The sequence below is a fragment of the Notoacmeibacter sp. MSK16QG-6 genome, from assembly GCF_024158145.1.
Taxonomy (GTDB): domain Bacteria; phylum Pseudomonadota; class Alphaproteobacteria; order Rhizobiales; family Rhizobiaceae; genus Notoacmeibacter.
Map to the genome: position 1 here is coordinate 60,499 of NZ_JAMYXM010000008.1, position 24,463 is coordinate 84,961.

Annotated in this window: 21 protein-coding genes and 1 pseudogene; 6 read left to right on the plus strand and 16 right to left on the minus strand. The window is 59.3% G+C overall.

The genetic code is table 11. From position 1 onward, the window contains the following. Position 1: 1 nt before the first annotated feature. From trbL to trbB, 7 genes are read right to left on the minus strand one after another with little or no spacing between them, the layout of a single operon-like run. Positions 2-1,168 carry a P-type conjugative transfer protein TrbL gene (gene trbL / locus NIM86_RS16550; RefSeq protein ID WP_253383765.1) on the minus strand — a complete coding sequence of 389 codons (1,167 nt, stop codon included), beginning with the start codon at positions 1,166-1,168 and terminating at the stop codon, positions 2-4. Beyond that, the gene (locus NIM86_RS16555; protein ID WP_253383767.1) at positions 1,149-1,349 is read right to left on the minus strand and encodes a hypothetical protein; all 201 of its coding nucleotides are present in this window, start codon (positions 1,347-1,349) and stop codon (positions 1,149-1,151) included. Before NIM86_RS16555 ends, trbL begins: the two co-directional genes overlap by 20 nt. Next, a complete protein-coding gene (gene trbJ, locus NIM86_RS16560) occupies positions 1,346-2,143 on the minus strand; it encodes a P-type conjugative transfer protein TrbJ (protein WP_253383820.1) in 798 nt (265 codons plus the stop codon). The genes NIM86_RS16555 and trbJ overlap by 4 nt, the downstream gene beginning before the upstream one ends. Next, a complete protein-coding gene (locus NIM86_RS16565) occupies positions 2,115-4,562 on the minus strand; it encodes a conjugal transfer protein TrbE (protein WP_253383769.1) in 2,448 nt (815 codons plus the stop codon). The genes trbJ and NIM86_RS16565 overlap by 29 nt, the downstream gene beginning before the upstream one ends. A gap of 6 nt (positions 4,563-4,568) precedes the next feature. Then, complete coding sequence (locus NIM86_RS16570) at positions 4,569-4,868, minus strand: conjugal transfer protein TrbD (RefSeq protein WP_253383771.1); 300 nt, start codon at positions 4,866-4,868, stop codon at positions 4,569-4,571. Beyond that, positions 4,861-5,232, minus strand: a complete 372-nt coding sequence (locus tag NIM86_RS16575) for a TrbC/VirB2 family protein (RefSeq protein ID WP_253383773.1) — start codon at positions 5,230-5,232, stop codon at positions 4,861-4,863. The genes NIM86_RS16570 and NIM86_RS16575 overlap by 8 nt, the downstream gene beginning before the upstream one ends. Beyond that, complete coding sequence (gene trbB, locus NIM86_RS16580) at positions 5,222-6,193, minus strand: P-type conjugative transfer ATPase TrbB (RefSeq protein ID WP_253383775.1); 972 nt, start codon at positions 6,191-6,193, stop codon at positions 5,222-5,224. Before trbB ends, NIM86_RS16575 begins: the two co-directional genes overlap by 11 nt. A gap of 545 nt (positions 6,194-6,738) precedes the next feature. On the opposite strand from trbB, the gene repA reads away from it, so the two are divergent. The 3 genes from repA to repC all read left to right on the plus strand — a co-directional run bounded on the left by repA (position 6,739) and on the right by repC (position 10,490). Beyond that, positions 6,739-7,908 (plus strand): plasmid partitioning protein RepA, encoded by a 1,170-nt coding sequence (repA, locus tag NIM86_RS16585; protein ID WP_253383777.1) that lies wholly within the window; start codon positions 6,739-6,741, stop codon positions 7,906-7,908. Positions 7,909-7,986: 78 nt separating this feature from the next. After that, the gene (repB, locus tag NIM86_RS16590) at positions 7,987-8,982 is read left to right on the plus strand and encodes a plasmid partitioning protein RepB (protein ID WP_253383779.1); all 996 of its coding nucleotides are present in this window, start codon (positions 7,987-7,989) and stop codon (positions 8,980-8,982) included. Positions 8,983-9,173: 191 nt separating this feature from the next. Continuing rightward, positions 9,174-10,490, plus strand: coding sequence for a plasmid replication protein RepC (gene repC / locus NIM86_RS16595; protein ID WP_253383781.1), 1,317 nt, complete (start codon positions 9,174-9,176; stop codon positions 10,488-10,490). Positions 10,491-10,533: 43 nt separating this feature from the next. On the opposite strand, the gene NIM86_RS16600 is transcribed toward repC, so the two are convergent. Next, positions 10,534-10,749, minus strand: coding sequence for a hypothetical protein (locus NIM86_RS16600; RefSeq protein WP_253383783.1), 216 nt, complete (start codon positions 10,747-10,749; stop codon positions 10,534-10,536). A gap of 90 nt (positions 10,750-10,839) precedes the next feature. After that, on the minus strand, positions 10,840-11,706 hold the full coding sequence (locus NIM86_RS16605; RefSeq protein ID WP_253383784.1) for a transglutaminase family protein: 867 nt from the start codon (positions 11,704-11,706) through the stop codon (positions 10,840-10,842). A gap of 251 nt (positions 11,707-11,957) precedes the next feature. On the opposite strand from NIM86_RS16605, the pseudogene NIM86_RS16610 reads away from it, so the two are divergent. Both NIM86_RS16610 and NIM86_RS16615 read left to right on the plus strand, forming a co-directional pair. Further along, positions 11,958-12,218: pseudogene (locus tag NIM86_RS16610) on the plus strand (transposase); the annotation flags it as partial. Positions 12,219-12,258: 40 nt separating this feature from the next. Then, on the plus strand, positions 12,259-12,723 hold the full coding sequence (locus tag NIM86_RS16615; RefSeq protein ID WP_253383821.1) for an IS5 family transposase: 465 nt from the start codon (positions 12,259-12,261) through the stop codon (positions 12,721-12,723). Between the two features lie 40 nt (positions 12,724-12,763). On the opposite strand, the gene NIM86_RS16620 is transcribed toward NIM86_RS16615, so the two are convergent. Further along, positions 12,764-13,705, minus strand: a complete 942-nt coding sequence (locus NIM86_RS16620; protein ID WP_253383785.1) for a recombinase family protein — start codon at positions 13,703-13,705, stop codon at positions 12,764-12,766. Positions 13,706-13,987: 282 nt separating this feature from the next. Between NIM86_RS16620 and NIM86_RS16625 the strand changes: the two genes are divergently transcribed. Beyond that, entirely contained in the window at positions 13,988-15,094 is a 1,107-nt protein-coding gene (locus NIM86_RS16625; protein ID WP_253383786.1) for an RHE_PE00001 family protein, read from the plus strand. 25 nt (positions 15,095-15,119) lie between these two features. On the opposite strand, the gene NIM86_RS16630 is transcribed toward NIM86_RS16625, so the two are convergent. The 6 genes from NIM86_RS16630 to dinB all read right to left on the minus strand — a co-directional run bounded on the left by NIM86_RS16630 (position 15,120) and on the right by dinB (position 24,456). Then, on the minus strand, positions 15,120-16,868 hold the full coding sequence (locus NIM86_RS16630) for a phospholipase D-like domain-containing protein (protein WP_253383787.1): 1,749 nt from the start codon (positions 16,866-16,868) through the stop codon (positions 15,120-15,122). After that, positions 16,865-20,428, minus strand: a complete 3,564-nt coding sequence (locus tag NIM86_RS16635; protein WP_253383788.1) for an AAA domain-containing protein — start codon at positions 20,426-20,428, stop codon at positions 16,865-16,867. Before NIM86_RS16635 ends, NIM86_RS16630 begins: the two co-directional genes overlap by 4 nt. Positions 20,429-20,691: 263 nt before the next feature. Beyond that, on the minus strand, positions 20,692-21,240 hold the full coding sequence (locus tag NIM86_RS16640; protein ID WP_253383789.1) for a hypothetical protein: 549 nt from the start codon (positions 21,238-21,240) through the stop codon (positions 20,692-20,694). Between the two features lie 90 nt (positions 21,241-21,330). Beyond that, positions 21,331-22,437, minus strand: a complete 1,107-nt coding sequence (locus NIM86_RS16645; RefSeq protein ID WP_253383790.1) for a nucleotidyl transferase AbiEii/AbiGii toxin family protein — start codon at positions 22,435-22,437, stop codon at positions 21,331-21,333. Beyond that, a complete protein-coding gene (locus tag NIM86_RS16650; protein ID WP_253383792.1) occupies positions 22,418-23,161 on the minus strand; it encodes a DUF6088 family protein in 744 nt (247 codons plus the stop codon). Before NIM86_RS16650 ends, NIM86_RS16645 begins: the two co-directional genes overlap by 20 nt. Positions 23,162-23,322: 161 nt before the next feature. Continuing rightward, entirely contained in the window at positions 23,323-24,456 is a 1,134-nt protein-coding gene (gene dinB, locus NIM86_RS16655) for a DNA polymerase IV (protein ID WP_371872939.1), read from the minus strand. Between the last annotated feature and the right edge of the window lie 7 nt (positions 24,457-24,463).

A 24,463-nucleotide genomic window follows, 5' to 3' on the forward strand; every position in this document is an offset into this window, starting at 1 on the left:
GTCACGCTTTCTCGTCACGGTTCGGGCGGGAAGCGGGACGGCCCTGGGATTGGTCGAGCTTCGCGTTGGCGAGGCCCAACGTGGATGCGCCCCAGGTGCCCGGAACACCGATGGCCTTGTCGCGGGCGGCCGAGGCGGCCGCACCGCCGGCGGCGCCCATGCCGCTTGCCATGCCCTTGAGAGCCGCCCCGCCAAACGAACTGCCAGCGGCGCGGGCATCGGAATAGGCCGCGGCCCCTGCCCTCGCCCCGCCGACGGCAAGCGCCGCACCGCCTGCCGCGAAGCTCGCCGCCTGCGCACCGTGCCGGATGGTTTCCATGCCGCCCGTGACGGAGACGCCCTGGACCATGCCCTGCACGATGTTGGGGACGTACATGGCGATGACGAACACGACGACGGAGATGCCGGCGATCGCCAGCGTCGCCAGAAACTCGTCGCCCGTCGTCGGTGAATTGGCGAGGTTGATCAGCACCTCAGACCCGATGCGCGCGATCATCACCAGCGCCATCAGCTTCATGCCGACGGAAAACGCATAGATCAGATAGCGGACCGAGAAATCCTTGGTGAAGCTCGAACCGCCGAGGCCGAGCATGATCATGCCGGTGAGCAGCCCGACATACATCTCGACCATGACCGAGACGAAGATCGCCGCGACCAGGCTGAAGCAGATCACGGTGATGACCATGGCGAAGACGGCGGCGATCGCCAGCGCATTGTCCTCGAACAGGCCGAACTGCGCCTTGGCGGACATGGCACTGGCGACCTCGAGACCGGCATTGAAGACGTTCGCGGGGGAAGCCGACCCGCCCCCGGCGCCGATCTGGAACAGGCTGTCGACAACCGCCTTCGCGAAGTCCGGCCCCTGTTCGAGGATGAAGACGAAGAGGCCAATGAACATGATGCGGCGGACAAGCTCGGCGAACCAGGTGTCGAGAGAAGCCGCCGAGATTGCCAGCCAGACGGCGGCGATGCCGACCTCGATGCCGGCGAGGATCCAGAAGAGCGATCTGGCGGCGTCAAGGATCGTCGTTTCCCAGCCCTGGGCGGCCGTCGCGATCTCGTTTTCGAGATTGGTCAGCAAGCTGCCTTCCTGGGCCAGTGCTGGATTGGCCCAGAGAGCGATGCCTCCGATCAGGAAGAGGGCAAGCCTAGTTTCCGGACGTGCCATCGGCCCCGCCTTCGTTCCTGCCCCATCGCGGTCGCATCTCCTGGCCGCCTTCGAGATCGTAGTGCTGCCGTTCCGGGGCGGTCGCCGCAGGTGCGTCCGGTTCGGTGGTCGTGTTCCAGACAACGATGCCGACGACGACAACGACGACCGCGCAGATCGCAATGAGGAAGAGCCTGGTCACCAGCGTGGCTCCATCGTCTGACCGCCCGATGTCGAGGGCGTGGTTGAGTTGAAGAACTCCTCGCGGCGGTTCTGCGCGAGGTCCTTTGCGGCCTGTTCGGACTGGTACCAGGTGCCCATCATCGTCACCTGCTGCGAAACGAGCCCGCGCAGCTTCTGGGCTTGGGCGACCTGCTGCGCGGCGATCTCATGACCGACCTGCAAAGCCTGCATCTGACCGACCGACGACTGCGACATCGACCGGAGCTGGCTCATCGTCGATTCCTCGGAGCTGAACTGATCGGCCGTCAGTCCCGCCGCCCTCAGTGTCGCTCCGATCGTGTCGCGGTTTGTGTCGGACCAGTCCTGATAGCTCGACGAGAAGGTCTGCCCGTTGGCGAGGCCCGATTTGAAGTCGGCAAAGCTCTCGAAGCGTTGCCGCAGCACGTCATCGGCATTGCCCATCGAGAAGGCGATCGATTGGCCTTGCTGCACGAGGCTTTGCAACTGCATCAAATCGCTTTCGACCTGGCCCCAGACATGGCTCGGCAAAGTCAGCGTGTTCTGCAGCATGTTTTCGTAGATCCTCAGCTGGTTCTGAATCTGCTCGGCCAGCTGCGTGATCTGGGTGACCTGATTCTGGATTTGCTCGGCCGACTGGCCGACGAGACCGACCAGTTCGCCATTGTTGAGGATCTGCGTGAATTCCGTCGCTCCGAAGAACCCGCCGCCGCCGGCATGGGTGCTTGTGGCCGACGAAGCTGAGAGGATTGCGGCTATCGCAATCCTAGCTGTGCGTGAGAATGCGCTTGGCATCATCCACTCCCCTTTCCTCCAGCCAGACCGCCGGCCAATCGCTGCCGTGCGTCTCGCTGAGCTGATCAATGCGTTTGAGATTGTCCTTGCCGGACGCGCCGACGAAGGCGAGCGCCACGGGCCCCAGCGACATGTCAAAGAGCCGCCGGCCTTCGGGCGAGGCGACGTAGTATTCGCGTTTGGGAATGGCCGTCGCGACGATTTCGATCTGCCGGTCGTTGAAGCCGATGCGTTCGTAGAACTCGCGCGTTCCCGATTCCCGCGCCGCGCCATTGGGCAGGCAAATCTTGGTCGGGCAGCTTTCCTTGAGCACGTCGATGATGCCGGACTGCTCCGCGTCCGAGATCGACTGGGTGGCCAGCACGACCGCGCAATTGGCCTTGCGCAGCACCTTCAGCCATTCCCTGATCTTGTCGCGGAACATCGGATGACCGAGCATCAGCCATGCTTCGTCGAGGATGATGAGGCTCGGTGCCCCGGTGAGGCGTTTTTCGATGCGGCGGAAGAGATAGAGCAGAACGGGCACGAGATTGCGCTCGCCCATATTCATCAGCTCTTCGACCTCGAAGGTCTGGAACGATCCAAGTGTCAGACCATCCTCTTCCGCATCGAGAAGCTGCCCCATCGGCCCATCGACCGTGTAGTGTTGAAGGGCGGTCTTGATTTCGCGCATCTGCACGCCGCTGACGAAATCGGACAGCGAGCGGCCGCGGGCGTCGGCAAGCAAACCGATCTGGCGAGCGATTGCGTTGCGGTGATCCGGGGTTATCGTTACGCCCTGCATGGCGACGAGTGTCTCGACCCACTCTGCCGCCCAGGCGCGGTCACCATCCGTCGATAGCTCGGCCAGCGGGCAGAAGGCGAGCGCTGTCCCCTCCCCGGCTCCGATCTCGTAGTGATCTCCGCCCGCGGCCTTGGTCAGCGGATAAAGCGACTTCCCCTTGTCGAAGGCGAAGATCTGCGCATGCTCATAGCGCCGGAACTGTGCGGCGATCAGCGCCAACAGTGTCGACTTGCCCGATCCCGTCGGGCCGAAGATCAGCGTGTGGCCGACATCGTCGACGTGAAGGTTCAACCGGAAGGGAGACGAGCCGCTGGCGACCTGCATTAGAGGCGGGGCGTTGGGCGGGTAGAACGGGCAAGGTGCCACGGCGCTGCCCGCCCAGACGGAATTGACCGGAATGAGATCGGCAAGGTTGCGGGTGTTGATCAGCGGTTCGCGGACATTGGCGTAGGTATTGCCCGGCAGGCTGCCGAGATAGGCCTCGGTGGCATTGAGGGTTTCGATGCGGGCGCCAAAACCTTCGGCCTGGATCAGCCTCCGGACGGCTTCTGCCTGATCGCGCAGGCGGGCTTCATCCGTGTCGAACATCACGATGACAGGCGTGTAATAACCGTAAGCGACGAGCTGGGATGAGGCCTCGGCGATCGCGTCTTCGGTTTCGGCGACCATCGTCATGGCGTCCTGGTCGACCGAACGGCTCTGGGTCTGGAAGAGCTGATCGAAGAACGGCCGCACCTTTTGCTGCCACTTCTTGCGGGTGCGCTCGAGTTTTTGCCGCGCCTCCTGATCGTCGAGGAAAATGAAGCGGCTCGACCAGCGATAGGTGAGTGGCATCAGGTCAAGCGAATTGAGGATGCCGGGCCAGCTCTCGGCCGGAAAACCGTCAATACCCACAACGGCGAGATAGCTCCCGTCGACCATCGGCGAGAGCCCATGATGAAACTCGGCCGTCACCAGCCAGTCGAGATACATCGGGATCGCCGGCAGTCTGACCGGATGGTTTTCCCCGAGAATGCAGAACCGTATGAACTGGAAGAGCTCGTCGTAGCGCGCCTCGTCGCCGCTCTCCGGATGAGCAACCGTCCGCGTGACCATGCGGCGGATCATCAGAACATTGCCGAGATATTGCTCGACCTCGCGGATCGAGGTCTGGAAAGAAGTGAGCACACCGTCGGCATAGGTTTGCGACCGGCTTCCTTCGTCCGAATAGACGTATCGCGCCATGGCCGAGCGCCGCGGCTCCGGCGGCCGATAGGTGAGGATCAGCGCGTGCTGGCTTTCATAGTGGCCGCGTTCGGCCATGAAATGGTCGCGACGCTGGTCGTCGATCGCGCGCGTCACCGGGTCGGGAAAATGGCAATCCTCGCGCGCGGGGTAGGCCGTCGTCGGCACGCGAACCGCCTCCACCTGAATCATCCAGCCGGACCCGAGCCGCGAGAGGACGGCATTGATCTGCCGCGAGACCTCGTTGCGCTCGATATTGGTGGAGCTTTCCGAATCCGGCCCGGCAAAATACCATCCCGCCATCAGCGAGCCGTCCTTCAGCAGGATGACCCCGTCGGCGACCAGGCCCGCATAGGGCAGCAGGTCAGAAAAGGACGGCTTTGAGTTTCTGAATTGCTTGAGGGCCACCATGGTCGGTCAGTACCTCCGCCAGGGCGATGATGTCGGCCGATAGCTCGGGCGGTACCCGATGTGGCGCAGATAGACCTGCCGCATCATCGGATCGGCTTTCGCCATGATGCGCAGCACGCCGACAACGCCGACCCAGATCGCAATACCCAGCAGCACCGAGAACCAGGTGAGCACGACGAAGATCAGGATGACGGTCGCAAGCCCGGTGACGAGCACCAGTTCGCGGTCGGCGCCCATCAGATGGTTCGGCCGCGACAGCGCGCGATGGATCCGCGCGGTTGCGAGGGGAGCAACGGTTTCAGCCATCACTCCCCTCCCCCGCCGCACTCAGGTCCGCCTGACCAGGGAGATCAATCGAGGCGCCCGATGCGCCGAACAGACCAACGATCTGCGTTGCGCCCAGCAGGATGCCTGCGACCAGCACGACATACATCAGCCGCCGCGCGAAATCGTTGAGCTCGCCGCCGAAGATCAGCATGCCGCCGGCGACCGCGACAGCAGCAAGGGCGATGAAGCCCGCGACCGGGCCCGTGATCGATTCCTGGATCGTCTGCAGGGGGCCTTCCCAGGGCAGGCTGCCGCCGGAACTGGCAAGCGCCGGTGACGCTGCGACGCAAGCGATGGCAATCAAGAGCCCCAAAGTCACGGGGTGGCGGAATTTATGCGGCATGGCTGTCCTCATCGATCTGTGCGTGATGTTCGGTTTCGTAAGTCGCGCCGTCGAAGCCTCTGAGCCGCATCACATCGCGGATACGGCGACCTGTGGCGGTGCGTTCAATGGAAACGACGAGATCGACCGCTTCCGCGATGACCTCGCGCATTGGCTGCTGGCTCGCTTCTGCGGTGAGCTGCTCGAGACGCCGGAGAGCGGAATGCGCGTTGTTGGCGTGAATTGTCGTGATCCCGCCCGGGTGACCGGTGTTCCAGGCCTTCAACAGCGTCAGTGCAGCGCCGTCCCGGACCTCGCCGACGATGATGCGGTCCGGCCGAAGACGCATGGTGCTCTTGAGCAGGCGGCCCATGTCGACCGTGTCCGTCGTGTGCAGGCAAACCGCGTTTTCCGCGGCGCACTGGATCTCGGCCGTGTCTTCGAGAATGAGCAGGCGGTGTGCGGGTGTTTCGCTGACGATCTCGGCGATCACCGCATTGGCCAGGGTCGTCTTGCCCGACCCGGTGCCACCCGAGACGACAATGTTCAGGCGGTCGTGAACTGCGTGACGGATCAGGCTGGCCTGCAGCTTGGTCATGACGCCGCTGGACACATAGTCCGACAGCGGGATCAGGCGGGACGCGCGCCGGCGGATTGTAAAGCTCGGAGCGCTGACGACCGGCGGCAACAGCCCTTCGAAGCGGTGGCCATCGATCGGTAACTCGCCGGAGATGATCGGCTGGTCCTCGTCGACCTCCGTTTGCAGGGCATGCGCGACGCTGCCGATAATGATCTCGGCCGCACCTGGCCTGAGCTCGCCGATGCGCTCGATCCCCTCCCCCAGTCGTTCGACGAAAAGACGACCGTCGGGATTGAGCATGACCTCGACAACGTCGACGTCCTCAAGCGCGGCGCAGATCGTCTCACCAAGCGCATCGCGCAGCTTGCGGATCAGCCGTGACCGGGAGGACGACGCAGTCATAGCGTCCCCCCTCTGGGGGCAGCTTGGGCGCTACTGACTCGACCGAACAAGGTTTGCATTACATCCACCGGTACTACTCATGGGTGAGTTCCGGCTTTTGCCGCACGAGGCGGATTCGGTCATCCCGGCAGTTCTGCCGGGGTCTTCGAATGATTGGTGCTGGAACCGACCCTGGCCGGGGCTTTGACGCGACTCACTTTGCTGAGTCGGGGTCGGATTTGCCGGATTTCTGCGGTTTTAGGACATGTTGGGGCCAATTGCTGGCGCCGATGCGCCCTCCCCCGGCAAAACTGCCGGGATAGGATTCGGACGTGTGCTTGCAGAACGCTTCAGGTAAGTCATAGAAAACACTGAGAGAATCGCTCCACGACCGACGACCATCGCCATTTCGGCCCGACTCGCATTAAGGTTTCATTAACCAAAAACCGCTTGCGCCAAATCCGGAATCGCCCATAGTAATAACGCTTTCCCGCGCGTTGTCTTGGAAAAAGCGTTATTACAACAGAAGAGAGAATTCGGTGGTTCCGGTCATAGAGCAAGACGAGTTGGATTTCGACGAAGAGATCATCCAACAGGGTGAGTTGATCTCAGACCGGTTGAACATGCTCCGCTTGGAGCAGTACCCACCTGACGCGCAGAAGGGATTGCGACTGTTTTCTCTTGCCGAGGTGGCTGATTTCATCGGTGTAACCCAAAACCACATCAAGAAACTCCACCTTGATGGAAAGGGCCCTGATCCCACCCTGTCGTCGTCTGGTAGGCGCTCTTACACGGCAGAGCAAATGCTCGAGCTTCGCCAGTATCTCGACAAACATGGCCGCAGCGACGTGAAGAATTACGTGCCGCGTCGACGTGACGGCGAGCACCTGCAGGTGATCTCAGTAGTCAATTTCAAGGGCGGTTCAGGCAAGACAACAACCACCGCTCATCTCGCTCAGTATCTCGCCCTTACGGGACACCGTGTTCTCGCGATCGATCTTGATCCGCAAGCGTCGCTAACGGCGCTTCACGGAGTCCAGCCAGAGCTCGACAAGAATCCTTCCCTGTTCGAGGCACTGCGCTATGATGATGAGCGGCGCTCAATCAAAGACATAATCCAGGCCACAAACTTCCCTGGATTGGATATTGTTCCCGCGAATTTGGAGCTCCAAGAGTACGAGTACGAGACCCCGCTCGCGGCAGCCAACTCGCATGAGGGCCGTCTCTTTTTTACGCGCATCTCAAAAGCCTTGAAGGAAGTCGACGACGAATACGACGTGGTCGTAATCGATTGTCCCCCGCAGCTTGGCTATTTGACACTGACCGCCCTGACCGCCTCCACCGCCGTGCTCATCACCGTTCATCCTCAAATGCTGGACATCATGAGCATGAGTCAGTTCCTGCTGATGCTCGGCGGCATCCTGCAATCCATCAAAGGCGCCGGAGCCAAGGTCAAGCTCGACTGGTTCCGTTTTCTTGCGACGAGGTATGAGGCGACGGATGGGCCGCAGGCGCAGATGGTTGGTTTTATGCAAGCCATGTTCAGCAAGAGAATGCTGAATAATCAAATGGTGAAGTCCACCGCGATATCCGACGCCGGCATCACGAAGCAGACAGTCTACGAAGTCGAGCGCGCTCAGTTCGTGCGCGCGACCTATGACCGAGCGATCGAGTCTCTGAACGCGGTCAATAGCGAAATCACGGCTCTCGTTCACAAGGCGTGGGGTCGAAAATGATCGAGATTTTGACAGCCGTGCAAATCGCCAAAAAACAAAGGCAGTTCAAGAAGATATCATCGATTTCGGGTATGACGAATGGCTAGGAAGCACCTTCTCGCAAACATTAGCGCGCAGCCAACCAAGCCGGCGGAATCCGCTGAAAAAGGCGGGTCACGTGTCGAATACGCGCGGCGCGGCGCATCGCGTTCAATGATGCAATCACTCGATGATCTAGCAGAGAACTCGATGCGTGTGCTTGAGGGCGATGTGGTCGTCGCACTGGACCCGGAAACATTGGACCCCTCCCCTTATCAGGACCGAATTGGCGAGGACTTGGCCAAGGACCAGGAACTCCTCGAAGCGATCAAGGAAGCGGGCCAACATCAGCCTGTGCTCGTTCGGCCGAATCCCAGCGACAGCAACCGTTATATCATTGTGTTCGGACATCGTAGGGTGCGCGTCGCCAAGAAGCTCGGCCAGAAGGTCAGGGCGGTTATAAAGCCTCTCGAAGAGATCGCCCACGTGGTCGCGCAGGGCCAGGAGAACTCGGCCAGAGACGATCTGAGCTTCATTGAGAAATCACTCTACGCAAGACGCTTACAAGAGTCCGGCATCGACAAAGGTACGATCAAGAGCGCGCTCACCGTCGATGACACCTTGCTGTCTAGAATGCTATCGGTAGCCGAAACGGTCCCTGCTCCCATTTTGGATGCTCTTGGCGCCGCAAAGGGCATTGGGCGTGATCGTTGGGAAGACCTCAAGAAGACAGTACAAGCGCCTGCGAAATCCGCTCAGGCTCTGGAGCTGGTTCAATCGGACGCTTTCACCGAACTCGACGATGGCGATCGGTTTGGCTTTCTGCTTGAAAAGCTGAAGGTCTCCGGCTCGAGGAAGCCGAAAAAACAGTCAGCCGCTGAAAAGGCTTGGAGTCTTTCCGACGACGCCGTGAAGGTCTCGACAAAGGACAGCGGAAAGGCTTTCACCTTGGCGTTGAAGGCCAAGGATGCCTCACAGTTTGGCGCCTATCTCTCGGGGAGACTAGAGCGCCTCTATCAGGAATTTCAGGAAAACAGAGAGGAGGGCGGCGACTGAATCAACGGCCGAAACTCTCGGTCAAAGAGAAAATTGGCAAAGAAAAAGGCCACCGAAATCGCTTCCGGAAGCCCATTCCTTGTGTAGCAGCTAGAGAATCGCACTTCCGAGAATCACAGTCAAGGCTCTTTTGAGCCATGAGCGCCTTTTCGGCGAGCAGTTTTCTATTGCCTAGCGATAGGTGAAAGAAAATGCAGACGCATATCACAACGACGCCCTTTGGGCGGCGGCCGATGACGCTTGGCCAAATGGCAAGCCAAGTCGCCGCGAAATCCATACGAGAAGGTGCAACGGTCGAGAAATGGAAGGTCTTCCACACGATCCGTGACGCCAGAGAGCCACTCGGTGCCACCGATCGCGCTTTGGCGATCCTCAACGCGCTCTTGTCCTTCCATCCGGAGAACGAGCTTGCGGCCGAAGGCGAGCTGATCGTATGGCCCTCCAACGAGCAATTGACCGCTCGCGCCAATGGCATGTCGCCGGCGACCCTGAGACGACATCTGAGCTGCCTGGTCGACTGCGGGCTGATTATCCGCCGCGACAGTCCGAATGGTAAGCGGTTCGCGCGCAAGGGAAGGGGCGGCCAAGTCGAGCAGGCCTACGGCTTCGATCTCTCGCCGATCGTCGCACGCGCCGAAGAGTTCGCCGAGCTCGCCGAAGCCGTCCAAGCAGAGAAACGCGCCTACAAGGCCGTCAGAGAGCGTCTGACGCTATTGCGCCGGGATATCGTCAAGATGATCGACGCCGGCCTAGAGGAGGGCGTGCCGGGCAATTGGGGCCTGATGACGCGCACTTATCAGGATATCATGGCCAAGCTGCCCCGAACGGCGCCCCGCCAGGTTCTGGAGACGATCTGCGAGGATCTCGAATTGCTCTGGGCGGAAGTGCATGAGGCGCTGGAATCATTCGCGAAATCAGAAAATATGAGCGCCAATGAGTCTCATTCTGAGCGCCACAAACAGAATTCAAACCCAGAATCCATATTTGAATCTGAACAGAGCTCTCGAAAAAGAGATGAAGCGAGCGGCACCGCCGAGGAAAACAGCAACCTGCGGAGCTTGCCGAAGCGGGAGTTGCCTTTGGGTATCGTGCTAGATGCGTGCAGCGATTGGCGCGATCTGGCCAAGGATCAGGAAATCCGCAACTGGCGGGACTTTCTGGCGGCCGCGGAGGTCGGCCGCGTGATGCTTGGTATCAGTCCGAGCGCGTGGCGCGAGGCCTGCGAGGTCCTCGGCGAGCAGCACGCCACGATTACGCTCGCCGCGATTTATCAGCGCAACGAGCAGATCAACAGTCCCGGCGGCTATTTGCGTAGCCTGACCGACAAGGCGCGGGAAGGGAAATTCTCGGCCTGGCCGATGATCATGGCGCTGTTGAATGCGAAGCTTGAGGCGGACAAAGCGGCGGCAAAGGCAAGCTCTCAAGCCCAGCAAGAGCCGGCGACCAGGGGAGGGGGCTTCGAAGTGTCTAGTTCGCTTCGTGAATCGATGAAAAAGTGGGATTCATGACGCGCACCGGTGCAAGAGACCCGGTCCTCAATGGGCCACAACGTCAGTCGGTATCGACAAGACAGTCGAAGGCATCAAGCAGGGTGTCGACGATCGTCTGGCCGAGGGCGTTTGCCGCATCGGCAATCTGGCTTTCGTCGCCTGTCCGGGCGGCTGTGGCGAGGCTCGAACCCTGCTCCACAATGATGCCATTGGCGCGGTCCATGGCCCATTGCGCAAAGTCATCGCGGCTGTTGATGATCAGCGTCTCTGTTTCCATGCGCGTGTGCTCCGGGCTTTACGGTTTGTTTGCCATGTTTTGGCTAGGCGGTGTTGACAAAGTCCCGGATGAGAATCGGCGTTGAGGGAATTATTCCGGCGTAACCGTGACGCAAACGTCAAGCGCCTCGAACGCCGCGACATCACCGATGAAGCTGCCCGAAACCGGCATGACTTGGCGTATGTGACGCGCGACGGCGACCGGTATGAGGTTGAAACCACCCACGCTACGATTCGTGGGGTCGAACATGATCCAGCCGGCGCCGGGCAGGTAGACCTCCGCCCAGGCATGCGTTGAGCCCGAGCCGCTCGAGCCGGTTAGGTTGCGATCTGGGTCGTACAGATAGCCGGAGACGATCCGAGCGCCGAAGCCCAGCGCGCGCACCGCATCGACGAACAGCACCGCGAAATCGCGACAAGAGCCTTTGCCGCGTGCCAACGTCTGGACGGGTGACTGCGCGGATTCGTCTTCGCGCTCTTCGTAAACGATCTGCGCGGCGACGCCCTCGCTAATGTCTTTCAGCAGCGATAGCGTGTCCGTGCCCTCCCGGGCGACAAAGCCCCACGCCCATTCGCGCAGCTCTCCGGTGGAGTCGAGATAGGCTTGCAAGCGCAGGCCGCCCAGATCGGCCATTTCGTCTTCGCTCAACAGGAAAGGATAGCTCGACGCCGAGGCGGCAATGTCGAAAACTGGCCATTTCTCGACATCGAGCGTCAGTATGGCGACGCTGTCGATGATGAGCGCGTCGGCGGGTTCGCGGAAGGTTGCCGTCGCCACGCTGTTGCCCGTCACGTCATGCGCCCAGCTGACGGCCGCGGCGGGAGAGACCTCCAGCTCATGCTTGTGAAGACGCAGCGTTCGGCTCTCCTTCGGACGCAGTATCAGCCGGTGGGGGCCGAACGCCGTCGGCTGCCGGTAGCGGTAGGTCGTGCGGTGACGCACGATGAGGCGGGTCAATGGGTCGATCTGGCCGCGGCGATAGGGCGACGCGAATGGCCCAGGCTCGGGTACGCCGAGTATTCGTAAGCCATGTCAGCCTCCACATACATGCATGGATCGATCATGATCGAAAACGGCGTCTCATTCCAGCCTTGGGCGGTGCATTTGAAGGACGTCGCATTTTTGGAGTCCTACGAGGCTGATTCCCAACGCGATCGAAGCGTGATTCAAGACTGCTTTTTGGGGAGGTGGTCTTGGTTCGCGGGTTGATGACGGACGAGGAATGGGCGTTCTTTGAGCTCTTCGTGGTGGTGACGGGTGGCAAAAGAGGCCGGCCGCCTTCAGATCATCGCCGGGTGCTGGACGGTATCTTCTGGATCGCACGCACCGGTGCGCCATGGCGTGACCTTCACGACTATTTCGGTCCATGGACGCGTGTCTACCGCCAGTTCCGCCGCTGGACACTCGCCGGCGTCTGGGAGCTGATGCTTGAGGCGCTAGCCGAGAGCGGGGCGGTACCCGACAGCCTGCAGATGGTCGATTCCACCATCGTTCGCGCGCACCATCAGGCTGCGGGCGCTAAAGGGGGACTCAAAAGCAGGGTTTTGGTCGCTCAAAAGGTGGCTTCACGACCAAATACACCTTCGCACCAACGCCGAAGGCCTGCCCATAGCCGCGGAGATCACCGGCGGAGAAGTCTCCGACTACAAGGGCTATGACGTCGTGATGAACGCCCATGCGCCGGCTCCGCGCGTTCTCCTCGCCGACAAGGGCTATGACAGCGACCATATCCGTGAATCGCTCGAGGCTGCTGGTGCGGTGCCAATAATACCGGCCCGCAGAAACCGCAAAAATCCTGTTCAGATCGACGACTTCGTCTATGCGCTGAGAAACCGTATTGAGCGATGCTTCAACAAGCTACGCTGCTCACGCCGCCTCGCGACCCGCTACGACAAGACCGCCGACAGCTACCTCGGCTTCATCCATCTCGCCTCGCTCCGCCTCTGGTTCCGGCACTTCGTCAACAGTACCTAGGCTCGAGATGCGCGATTTGTACGGCGTTCGCGCTTAATGTTCACCCCGGCATTTCTGTCTCGACAGCGTCGATCAGGCCGCTGCGTTTTGCGCGATCGAGGAGGTTTTTCACGGAAGAGGGTGCCCACTTGGTCCCGCCACGTGGCGTGCGCTCATGCAGACGTTCGAGCTGGTTGGCGATCTCGCGCAGTGTGAGCTCCGCATTGGACGAGTGGATCCCGGCCACGAGTGTCATCAATCGATGTTCTGGCGACCGTGGTGGCGACTTCCGCAAAAGTGACGCATCGGCCATGCCTTCCGAGACCATCCATTTGACCGCCCGCCGCAGACGTTCCGGCGTCCAGTCGAAACCGCGCTGTTTGAGAACCCGGGCGATGTCGTCCCATGTGTGGTCCGGACGCATCCGCTTCACGATTGGAAGCCATTGCGAGGCGGTTGCCTGGAGCCGTTCACCATAGGCAGCCTTCTGGGCCAGTTTCATCTTCGAGAGCATCTCCGGTCGTCGCTCGCGGATACCTGGATTGCCAGGCAGGCGACCCTTCGCCTTTGCCGCTGCGATCCCCGCCTTGGTGCGTTCCGAAATCAAGGCACGCTCGAGCTGAGCCACGGCACCGAGCACCTGCAGGGAGAACATGCCTTGGGGCGTGGTGGTGTCGATCGGATCTCTGAGCGACCGGAAATGCGCGCCCTTTGCCGTGAGAACCTCGATGACATCCAGAAGATGGCTCACGGACCGCGCCAAGCGATCGAGGCGTACCACAACGAGCGTGTCGCCGGCGGCAATGTCCTGAACGAGCCTCGACAAGGCAGGGCGGTGGCGCGAGGCGCCGGACCCATGTTCCTGGACGATTGTTTCGCAGCCGGCCGACCGCAGCTCCATTTCCTGCGCTTGTGTCGCCTGCTCGTCCGTAGAGACGCGCGCATAGCCGATAAGCCGTCCCTGTGGTCGACGCGACGTCCGAATTTGCGTGTAAGCGGCCATTTGCAGCGCCTGAGAGATAATTGAGGGCCCGGTTTACAAACATAGAAGATACGGATAACTGATCGTTTGTAAACGTCTCTTGAGTGACTTTCTGACAACCGAAAGCGCCAAAAACCCCGGAAAAACAGGCTCTCTCGTCGATCTGAGCGCCGATTTCCGGGTCTCTGTTCAATCCCGAAGGCCGCAGCGCTCATTATATATAGAGGGGCCTAGGAATTACCGGTGTGACGGAAGCAAAAAGCGTGATAACTTCCGTATAATAGTTGAAACACCGTGTTATCAATGACTTATGAAATCGGAGAACTGAACCACGAGACCCTCCTGGGGCCGTTGGCTGCCGCTGAGGACGCTCTTGCCCGGCTCGATGAGCGCGTCGCCCGATCCGAGGTCGGGCCAGGCTTTGCCGAACGTGCCGATTTCTTCGAGTCCGTCTCCAGTATGTGGGTCGGCGGCGAGCTCGTCCATCTCGAGGACCTGGTTCTCCACGACGCGCAGATGGACATTAGGGCGCCGAGCCATGAGCTCGTCATCGCACACCGCATCGTTCGGGCCCGGCGCCGCGTGTCACGGAACGATCCCGGCTGGGCGGTTTCACGGTCGGGGATCATGGCGCTGGCTGGCCTCGCGGAAGGGACCTCTGTCGAATCCGAACCCGTCGACGGGGGAGGGGAGGGGGTCGAACTCGAATTGGTTGGTGATGCAGCCCTGTCTCCTGAGCTGGCCGAGATCGATGAGGTCCTCGCTCGCACCCAATGGCTGGTCGATGGTAGTGCGGCTGCCGAACAAAGGAAACGAGAACCCGAGATCAGTGTTGGCGAGCTGCTCATTCGCGATCCGGATTGGGATGAAGGCGAGCGGATCGGAGAGTGGCTTGATCTGGCCAAGAGTGTCGAGCGGCTTCCGGCCACACTGGCCGCGGCGCTCCTTTGGGATGCATGGGAGCATCTCGAACCATTGCAGCGCCAGCACTGGCTTGGTCAGGTCCTCGTCTCGGACTTCCTGCGATCGCGCGGAAAGGTTCGATCTCATTTGCTGGCGTTTGCGGTCGGCCTGCGGGAGATACCACGGGAGCGGAGGCGCGCGCGCGATCGGACCACACGGCTTGTCGCATATCTCGATGCGATGAGCACGGCGGCCGGCATGGGGATCAAGGACATTGACCGGCTGACGCTCGCGAAGCGGCAGCTTGAGCGGAAGGCATCAGGCCGGCGTGCGACGAGTAGCCTTCCGGTCGCGGTCGATCTGCTGATGTCACGGCCGATCGTGTCCGCACACATGATCGCGAAGGCTGCGAAGATCACGCCGCGCGGGGCTTTGAACCTTGTCGGAGAGCTCGGCGTGCGAGAGATGACGGGGAGGGGACGCTATCGTGCGTGGGGGATCCTGTGATCGGGATTGAGAAATCACTTTCTGATCATGGAGCAACGGTGTGCTCGAACTGGCCCAAGAAGCTGTCCGCGATTTTAGGGGCGTTCACCAAAACACCGATTTCTCTGAAAGGCTTGGCTTCGGACGGATCAGCCGACAGCCAATTCAAACTCGAAACTGCTAGATTATCGTCATCCCATCCTAGCACTTTGGCGTGGATTCTCGGTTTGTGAATAGGTTTCACATGCAGTCCGGATTTGGCAAATTCTCTAACGAGGTCGGCACCAGCCCTTCCTGACAGCGGCCCGGTTGTTCGTCCATAAAAGAACGACGCTGCAATTCCGTTCTCTTTAACGGCCGCGAGTGCCGGAAGGAGTGTCAGCGACTCGGCTGAAATGCCGATACGATGGCTCAATGCAAAAATCCGACTAGTTGCCTCGTCCCGAGCCTTAAGGACTAGTCTCGCGTGGTCGGCACCATACAGAAGCCGCATTGGCACTTTTCGCCCTCGGGAGGCGGGCATCTCCATGATCCGTCTTCCCAGTACGGCGAGGTCGATCGCAAAGTCATTCCACACTCCCGGGCGGCCTTGGGAAAGCCCGGCCAGTTTCATCATAAGTTGCCCGACGAGCTTAGGTTCTCGAAGCCGGAAAGACGTTTCGAAGCTTTTATAATCGGACGCGAGCCAGTTGCAGGACCCGATGAGCGCGTTCCAACCCTTTTGAGAGTCTGCAAACACGATCTTTGCGTGAGAATTGGTCGAAAACGGATGAACCCTTATTGAGCCGGTTCTTCCAGCTGTATCGATATCCGCCTGCATCTTTGCTGCGGCGAATTGAGACGATCGCGTAGGGCTACCAAGGTCGTCCTGTCCCCAGAGAACATCGATTGTCACACCACGTTCCGCAGCGCGGAGGAGCAGGGGGAGAACAACTTTGGCTCTATCGCTGTTGATGAACGTTGAGTGGATGATGACGCGTTCCGATGCGCCTGAAACAATCCGTTCGAATGACCGCCAGTGATCATCACCATCTATGATCAGGTCAGCTGGATCGTAAGCGCCCTGGGCAGCAGCGGGTATTTCGTCCACTAGCTCCGCCTTCGCGACGATTGACACCGCTGCCTTTCCGCTCTTCGGGCTTGCCTCTAGTTTCTCGCTCGCAGCGGTCAAGATCGCGCGGCGCAGCTTTTCGGGCGCTCGTCCGGGTAGCCCCTCGATCTCACCGTCTTTGACTGCAACAACAGCATATCTTTCCGCCAGTTTTTCGGAGCCGCGATCGACCCCTATTATCATTTCGTCCTCTCCCTCGATCGTAGTGAAGACCTCGCTCATGTCCTCGAGGTCATGAACCGCCGATGCCGAGAGATGAGCCACCGGGTTCTCGCCGATTTGGGCCGGAACCTGGTTTTTGTGGCAAAGGTCCAGCTCCCGTCCGCGATAGACACTCCCCGTAAGTTGTTCGATCGCGAAACCCCTCCAACGCGGCTCACGCACTGTAGCTGAAGGAAGCTGCTCGTAGTGGACAAGGGAGGTGCCCGCCGCAGTAATTTGGAAAAGCGGGCCTTGAGATGTAGCGGTGATCTCAACCCAGCCTGCCCGCATGAGTCTGATGAAAGCTTCGACTACGACCCGCCGCGGGAGGTTGGACTGCTCAGCTAAGGCCGCGGCAGATGCCGCCCCTCGTGACACGGCATCAAGCAAGAGGTGCTCAATTACGCTCCACCTCCGGCCGCGTTCGATGATGAAGCGTCTGCTGCCCTTCAGAACAGGAAAGACGACCTGCACGACGGTCATATTTTTGCTCCCTTCAGTCTTGTCCAGGGAACAACAGCCGCGTGCCCCGCGACTCTCTCTTCTTCGAAGGCCTCTAAGAAGTCGGATAAAAATCCAATATTCTGATCTGGCAAATTGCTCGCGACGGCTACCACGTGTCTGTAGAACGCAAGGCTGCCTATGATTATCAGACGCCACTTCGCGCGGCTGAGAATCACGTTCATTCTTCTGTTATCGCGCAGGAAACCAAGGGCTCTTGTCGGCGTCGCGTGGTGGTTATTGCGTACCATTGAAACAACAACGGCGTCGGCTTCGCCTCCTTGAAAAGAGTCGACCGTGCCGCAGTAGGTGGTCGAGTGTACTGCCGGGGCGAAACCCTCCAAGTTGGACAAGGCTCCGGTCAGATTTCGATCCAGGTCTCGATTGATCCTTTTCACTTGCTGCCAGTAGGGTGAAAGAACCGCGAGGGATGGAGTTGCCGAAGAATCCGACGGAGCGAGAAGGCTCAAAGCGCGAACCACAGCGGCAGCCTCTTCTGGATTCGACCATGGCGGAGCCCTTTCTCCTCCTCGACCTCCCGGGCCTTCCGCCTGAGCATAGGGCATATCCACGAATACAATTGGCTTGTTTGGAAGCAAATCAGAGTTCGTGCTTACAACCGGTGACGGGCTGTTCGCGAATTTGGCCGCCTGTCTCGCATTTGTGTCGAGTTCGCCTTCATAGAAGCACTTTGAGACGATTCGAGCGATCGCCGGATGCATGCGGTACTGCTCGCTGAGACGACGCGCAATTCGTGGAGCTGAGTCCTGCCGCTTTTGACGTAGCAACTCCCGTTCGACGAAGGTTTCGAACAGTGTCAGCAACGACAGCGCCTCTGCACACGTGCGGCCAAAATCGTCGCCAGCTTTCGAAACCTCATCGAATGTTTCGTCGATGCTTGGATCCTTGAGGTATCTCGAGATGAGGCTGTCGACGAGATTGACGACTTCTTGCACGGCTGATGTTGACGAAAGAAGCTTGGTGAACTTTTCGATATCGAATGGAGGCAATTGCCGATGGTCGCCGATCATGAGGCGACGGTGAGACAACAGAAGCGGCGACAGCAGTTCACCACCAGTCGCTTTGCCGGCCTCTTCGACAATCGTCCAATCAAACAGTCCCTGCTCTTCGATCAATCTTTCGACGGCTGCGGAGTTTGTCGTGGCAAATACCAGATTGGCTGACCTCAAGATCATGCCCTCAAATGCTCGTAGCTCCGCCGCGACTCTTCGGCCTGTGTTGTCAGTGCGGACTCGGCTGTCATCCCGGTTGGTTCGGGCCGCGACAAGCGCCTCGACCTTTTGCGCGAGCTTAGGAGATGCTTCCTTCATCAACGCGCTGTTCGCGAGGTCTCGCAGCAATTTGTCTGCTTGAACGTCAACCTCGAGCTCTCCCGCATCATCGTCATCGGCAGCCCGGGCGCGCACCATCAGAGGGCCGCTGTCACCTTCAGTGGTGTTGAATATCTTCTGTACCTCATTCATCAGGTGGTCGATTGCTGAGTTACTCTGTGCAGATAGGAGAAGCCTGGCGGTTGGGTCTTCGAACATCCTGCGTTCTACGAGATCACCCACGAGGTAGGTTTTTCCAACACCCGGGGGCCCCTGTAAGAGAAACAGCGGAATTGTGGACAAAATCTCGCGCAAGGCGTTCTGTTTGGATTGATCAAGGCGTTTGAACGCTTCCGATGTCTCGTCCAGAGGATCCTGGCTACTCTCAATGCGAAGCCGGGGGTCGGCAAACATGCGAAGGAGCTCGCCGTGATTTTTGAGTGCAGACAACGCCTTTAGGCGGCGCTTGAACTGAGCAATACGCCCTGCCATGTCGGCGGGCATGAGAAATCCAAAGGAACGCAACGCGGGCGAAGGTTGCCCTTCAAATTTCATACAATCGATGTCATCGAGAACATCATGGTCGAGAAACCGCCATGTTGCGCCTGGAGCCGACCGATCTCCCAAGGTGCCTGGTTCAGAAAAAACCCAGCCATCTTCGGCACTGGGCGCTTCGGAGCTCAGGAGCTTCTCTAGCCTGACGGCCGGTGGTTCCAGCCCCAAAAGAGACGACAACGAGGCACGCGCGCTGTCGATCCTCGAAACAATATGAATTACATTTTGATCTGCCGTGTCCCCTTTTTCGATGGACACCAACTCTACTGGAAAAATGTCAGCGGCCGCATAGGCCATTTCCAAAATTAGCAGTAGCGCGAACGCCTGATGCATCCTGACCAGATCGGTCTTCTTCGAGTGTAGTTCGGTTGTTCGGTTGAGATAGTCCTCCCAGTGCTGAACCTTCCCTCTCCGCCGTGGAAAGGATTGCCCCGCGTCCTGATTCTTGACAACTTCCAACGCTTCGATCGGAACAAGCGTTTCGCCCACGATTTGGGAATTTGCGGGAGGATCATGCTCAACCCTGTCGCAATATGCGAATTCCCAAGTCACTGGATCGGATGAATTCGGACGTCGATACGGCAGAAGGCGGTAAGTGAGGCTTTTGCCAAGAAGCACGTAACGCGGTGTCGCGCCATCATTAACGGCAATCAGCTGCATCTGGTCGCCAAGGTCGTCACGCATGAATCGCAGCTGTTGAACGCTGTCGGTAACTTCTATCTCGCTATAGGATGCCCTCCTGATCCCTTCCGACAACGCACTTCCAGTTCCAAGTCTGACCGCCAGACACAGTGCGGCATCCTTTCCCGCGACCTCAGCTGCAATTTCGTCAATTATCGCTTGGACCCGCGATGCGATGTAGTCGCCATCGAGACGCTCAACATGTTCAAGGCCCAACATTGCCCGAAGAAGCCTCACCTCCGACGCCGGCACATGTTCGGCAACACGTGAGGCTACAATTCTGAGGTCGTTCAGCGCCCCTAAGGGGATGTCGAGTATGATGGCTGCAAGATGAGCTAGGTCCCGCCAGTCCCGTGCAAACGAGAAGGTGCGCTCCTGCCGCGGCGCTTTTAGACTTTTCTTGCCGCCTGCATCGATGGCCGCTATTCGCATCGACCATTCAAATCCGGTCAGCAGGAAATCCGGCTCGTCGCTCAGCGCGGTTACGACCGACCATGGATCGATGTTCCGGTGAATGATGCCCTGAGAATGCAAGAGCTCTACACCGCGAACCAGTCGAAGGATATTGGCCCATAGGAGGCGCCGCATACGCGGTTGGCGGGCCTGAGCTAACGATGCCGGTTTCCTGTTGGCGGTGAGTAGGACTTCGAGCGGACTTCCTTGTCCAGGGTCGAGAACCAAGTAGAATCCATCTTTGTCTCGGCCGCTCGTTACCATCGGTACAAACAACTCATCGGCACGGGGAATCGCCGACAAACGCTGGAGCTGACGGATCTCGCTCCGCCAAATCATCTCCAAGTCTTGATCGTCGGCGCCTTTTGTGCGGGGCCAGCTCTTAATTAGTACCGCGAGACCCTCGTTGGTGCTCGCAGTATCAATTCCCGCCCGTCCCTGCTTCCGGTCAGGCCTAAAAAGGTAGCGGTCATCAAGTGTATAGTCTGCTAGAAAGCCTGTCTTTGATTTCCGCCGTGCCATGCTTCCCTCAAGTTTTGTTTTCGAACAATTGCAACTCAAGTAAGGAGGAGCAAGTTAGAAATGATGATCCGGCGCCCCGTCCAGTGATTTACTTACTGCGTTTGCGCCAGCCCGATCATCCTGCGTATCTCTCGCTTCAACCGGCGGACGAGAGGTGACCCAGTTGAATGACCGATAACGCTAAGCCTGCATCAATCTGGAGAACGGAGCCAGCAGGTGATATCGAATCGCAGCGGTGCCGACACGGTGATCGGACGATTGTCTCAATTTATTCGCTGATACGAAACTCGATGGCCCTGGCCCGCCACGCGCGTTGCCGTCGCAGCCGTGAGCGGATTGCTGAGATCGCGTTCGATGAGGTCGAACCGATCGCTTCCGGTGGTCGCGAAACGTGGTCCGCCCGCCTTCTCGATAGCCGTACGCAACCGTCCGACGAAATTCTCCGGTCCCTCTGCAACCGAAAACGACACCGGGTGGGTCGGCATGCTCAGGTCATCAACCTCCACATAGGCGTGGAATGATCCTGACTTTGGAAAATCCTCCCAGCGCAGCCCCCGGACACTAGAGACCGGGTAGGTGTTGCCTCTGGGCATGGTGATCGTTCCGGCACGATAGTCCACGCGCACACGGCGTTGCGAGAATAAATTGGGCGTTTTGATCGGCCGTTCCACATAGGCAATCACTGTCCTCTTGAGCCACGCGAAACCGATCAAAACCACGGCGATGCCAATCAACCAAACCCACCAGGGCTGGCTCCAGTAGACCTCGACGATTTCATTCCAGGTTATGCTCATGGCCTGAGTGCGGGTCATCGCTGTTGGATCATATTTGTAAGTCCGCAGAATCTGCGGACTTACAAATATGAAACTGTCTCAAAAAGTCGCGTTCGCCCTTCTCGACGGTCAGTTGGCTTTGCTTTGGGTGTCATTGATGAAGCTTTCAAGTTGTTCAATGCTGATCATCACTTCTTCGAACTTTGGCGGCGTGCCGAATATCATGGCCGACATCCGCCCATAGTCGACCTCCAGTTTCTTCCGCATCTTCTCGGTCGGCATCAGGCGGTACGACCCCGGTTCTGCCCGTTCGTATCCGTGATCTGGCGCTCGGAACATGAGCTGCTTGTGCTGTCGGCATGCTTCGGCCAGATCGCGCATCGAGGCTACATTCTCGCCGTACTCTGCATGCCGCCAAATCTGGTGGACATCGTAGTAGTGCCGCGAATAGCGGTTGAGATCGGGGACCGGACGACCGGGATCGCTGTCTGCCACGCGTTTTTCCGTCATTTCCGTCATGGCGTGCAGGATCAGCACCTTTTCCCAGAAGGTGCGTTCCGGCTTGACCGTCGTCACGCCACCGAATTTGAGGACGGCGCCGTTGGGAAGTTCGTCTGCCACGTAAGTGACGATCTCACGCGCTTCGACGGGAACGGGGTCGGGACGGGCGCCGCCTTCGATCCGTACTGCGGCCTGGACATAGCCGTCGCCGGATCCGACTGCGCTGTCATAACCGACCACCAGGACATCGAGTGCATCCTTGTTCCGATATGGATCGAAACCAAACTCAACGGTGAACTGGTTACTCCTGCCTGACAGCTCCTCGACCGCAGCGATCTCTTTTAGCAACTGATCACGGAGCGTTCCCGAGATGTATTTTCGCGCCGCTTCGTCGACCTCCTCGGCGAGGGCTTTCTGCTGTTTGGTGATCGATGGCAGCGCGGCGATATCGGCCTCGAGCGGGGCATTGAGGTCGGCTTTGAATATGCCGATATCGATGTCTTCGGAGAACCGTCTGATAAGCCCATACGCCTTGCTCAGGCTGGTGCCGCCCTTGAAATAGAGATTGACCGGATCGTCCTCGCGCCGGTTGAACAGGAAATCGAGAACCCAGCAAACATAGAGGTCCTTCTCGACATTCTCGGCGCGCGTTTCCAGTTTGGCCGCGACCGCCGAATAGAGGGCCTGGCGTTCATCGGTACTCGAGCCGAGGATTTCAGCGAAGGCTTTCTGCATGTGCCCCCGCCGTATCAGATGGCCGCGATGCATCGTCCGAGCCTTCGTCGGTCGACAGTGTTCGCGTGATTTTTTCGATTACCGGATACATCCAGGCGGGAACAGCTTGGATGTTCTGATTGAGGTCTTCGACAATTGCGTCGCGCTCCGGAGCGCTTGAGAGCCGTCGGACAATCCCGTTGACGGCAGCATCCAGGCTCGCGCGATCGTCGCGAAACCATGACAGGGCCTGGACGACGCGCATGGCCGGACGGCCGGCCCAGAATGCCGTCTTGGCGGATATCCGCTTGAAGTCGAGTTTATAGACGACCGGCTCTTTGGCGTTCGGGTCGCCGGTGTTGGCGACAATCTCGATCGTCCGTGGATAGGTGTCGGCATAAATCGTGCTGCGGGCCGGAACTGCGGTCGTCAGACCCAGATCATTGGCCGCGGTCATTCCGTCAACGAGTACGCGCAGCTTGTCGCGCCGCGCGATCGCATCGACAAATGATGCGATCGGAGGAAACACCATCTTGCCGGTCAGTTTGCTCGTGGTCGGTTTGTCATAGAGACCTCGGTACGGGCGCCGGATGTCGCCACGTTTGGTGAGCCTTTGCAGGGCCTTCTCGACCCCGTTCGGGCTGGCGATATCCAGGAAATCCGCTCGTGACCACACCCCAGCGGGAGAACCCGCTGCAATACGCGCATGAATGCGATTGAGTGTGTCAGACGTGGGGTCGGGCATTGGATTCCCTCATTACGTGACCGAAGATTATATACAAATTTTGGTCAGTAGCAAGTACGGAGGCGGATAGAGACCAAAGTTTTTATACAAATTGTGGTCAGTAGAGCGAGGTTTCCACTTTAACGCTGGCCGCCTGCAGCCCAAGTTCAGACCAACAGCGGTCAACCCAAAAGCGAAAGTTGATCCTCGTCCTGCTGCGTTCGGTCGTTCAGGTTTGAGAGCGTCACACCCAGCAGGCGAATGCCTTTCTGAACGGGAAACAGCTCGGTGAGCATCGCGCCCGCAAGGTCACCGATTTCGCGTTCGCTTCGCATGGCGTGCCCGACTGTTCTGCTGCGGGTAATCTGTTGGAAGTCCGCATACTTCACCTTCAGCGTGACGGTGCGTCCGCTGATCTGCTTGTTTTCAGCGTGGCGCCAGACTTTCTCGGCAAGTGGCCCCAACTCGGCCTTTGCCATCTCAAGATCGAAGATGTCTGCGGCGAAAGTGTCTTCCGCCCCGATCGATTTCCGCTGCCGGTCTGGCTGAACGGGGCGTTCATCGATGCCGCGCGAAATCCGATAGTACCAGGTTCCGGACTTTCCGAAATTGTCGCGCAAGAAGGTCAGCGACTTCTCCCGCAGATCGGCGCCCGTGACGATGCCCAGCCGTTGCATCTTCTCGGCCGTCGCGGGTCCAACGCCGTGAAACTTCTTCACCGCGAGATCGGCGACAAAGGCTGGTCCGTTCTTCGGTGTTATGACGGCCTGGCCGTTCGGCTTGTTCAGATCGCTCGCCAGCTTCGCCAGGAATTTGCAATAGGAAATCCCGGCCGAGGCGTTCAGCCCGGTCACTTCCTTGATGCGGGCGCGAATGATCGTCGCGATCTCGGTGGCGAACTCGACATCCTGCTTGTTTTCGGTGACGTCGAGATAGGCCTCGTCGAGGGAGAGCGGTTCGATCAGGTCGGTATGCTCGGCAAATATCTCATGGATCTGAGCCGAGACCGACCTGTAGACGTCGAACCGTGGCTTCACGAAAATCAGCTCCGGGCAACGGCGCTTTGCCGTGACCGAGGGCAGGGCAGAGCGCACACCGAATGCCCGTGCCTCGTAGCTTGCGGCCGCGACGACGCCACGGGCCGCCGACCCGCCAACGGCGACCGGCTTGCCTCTCAGCTCCGGATTGTCGCGCTGCTCGACCGACGCATAGAACGCATCCATGTCGATGTGCAGGATCTTACGAACCGGGACGACAGCGCCGATCCCTTCGCTCTCCCGCTCATGCCCGCTCCTGTCCTCGTCATCAGTCAACATGTGCGGC

Coding starts and splice junctions, on each gene's coding strand:
- repC (WP_253383781.1), top strand. CDS start 9,174: ATGCAGACGCATATCACAACGACGCCCTTTGGGCGGCGGCCGATGACG.
- NIM86_RS16635 (WP_253383788.1), bottom strand. CDS start 20,428: ATGGCACGGCGGAAATCAAAGACAGGCTTTCTAGCAGACTATACACTT.
- NIM86_RS16575 (WP_253383773.1), bottom strand. CDS start 5,232: ATGCCGCATAAATTCCGCCACCCCGTGACTTTGGGGCTCTTGATTGCC.
- dinB (WP_371872939.1), bottom strand. CDS start 24,456: ATGTTGACTGATGACGAGGACAGGAGCGGGCATGAGCGGGAGAGCGAA.
- NIM86_RS16625 (WP_253383786.1), top strand. CDS start 13,988: ATGACTTATGAAATCGGAGAACTGAACCACGAGACCCTCCTGGGGCCG.
- NIM86_RS16620 (WP_253383785.1), bottom strand. CDS start 13,705: ATGGCCGCTTACACGCAAATTCGGACGTCGCGTCGACCACAGGGACGG.
- NIM86_RS16570 (WP_253383771.1), bottom strand. CDS start 4,868: ATGGCTGAAACCGTTGCTCCCCTCGCAACCGCGCGGATCCATCGCGCG.
- NIM86_RS16600 (WP_253383783.1), bottom strand. CDS start 10,749: ATGGAAACAGAGACGCTGATCATCAACAGCCGCGATGACTTTGCGCAA.
- trbL (WP_253383765.1), bottom strand. CDS start 1,168: ATGGCACGTCCGGAAACTAGGCTTGCCCTCTTCCTGATCGGAGGCATC.
- NIM86_RS16565 (WP_253383769.1), bottom strand. CDS start 4,562: ATGGTGGCCCTCAAGCAATTCAGAAACTCAAAGCCGTCCTTTTCTGAC.
- trbJ (WP_253383820.1), bottom strand. CDS start 2,143: ATGCCAAGCGCATTCTCACGCACAGCTAGGATTGCGATAGCCGCAATC.
- NIM86_RS16650 (WP_253383792.1), bottom strand. CDS start 23,161: ATGCCCGACCCCACGTCTGACACACTCAATCGCATTCATGCGCGTATT.
- NIM86_RS16640 (WP_253383789.1), bottom strand. CDS start 21,240: ATGACCCGCACTCAGGCCATGAGCATAACCTGGAATGAAATCGTCGAG.
- NIM86_RS16645 (WP_253383790.1), bottom strand. CDS start 22,437: ATGCAGAAAGCCTTCGCTGAAATCCTCGGCTCGAGTACCGATGAACGC.
- repB (WP_253383779.1), top strand. CDS start 7,987: ATGGCTAGGAAGCACCTTCTCGCAAACATTAGCGCGCAGCCAACCAAG.
- trbB (WP_253383775.1), bottom strand. CDS start 6,193: ATGACTGCGTCGTCCTCCCGGTCACGGCTGATCCGCAAGCTGCGCGAT.
- NIM86_RS16630 (WP_253383787.1), bottom strand. CDS start 16,868: ATGACCGTCGTGCAGGTCGTCTTTCCTGTTCTGAAGGGCAGCAGACGC.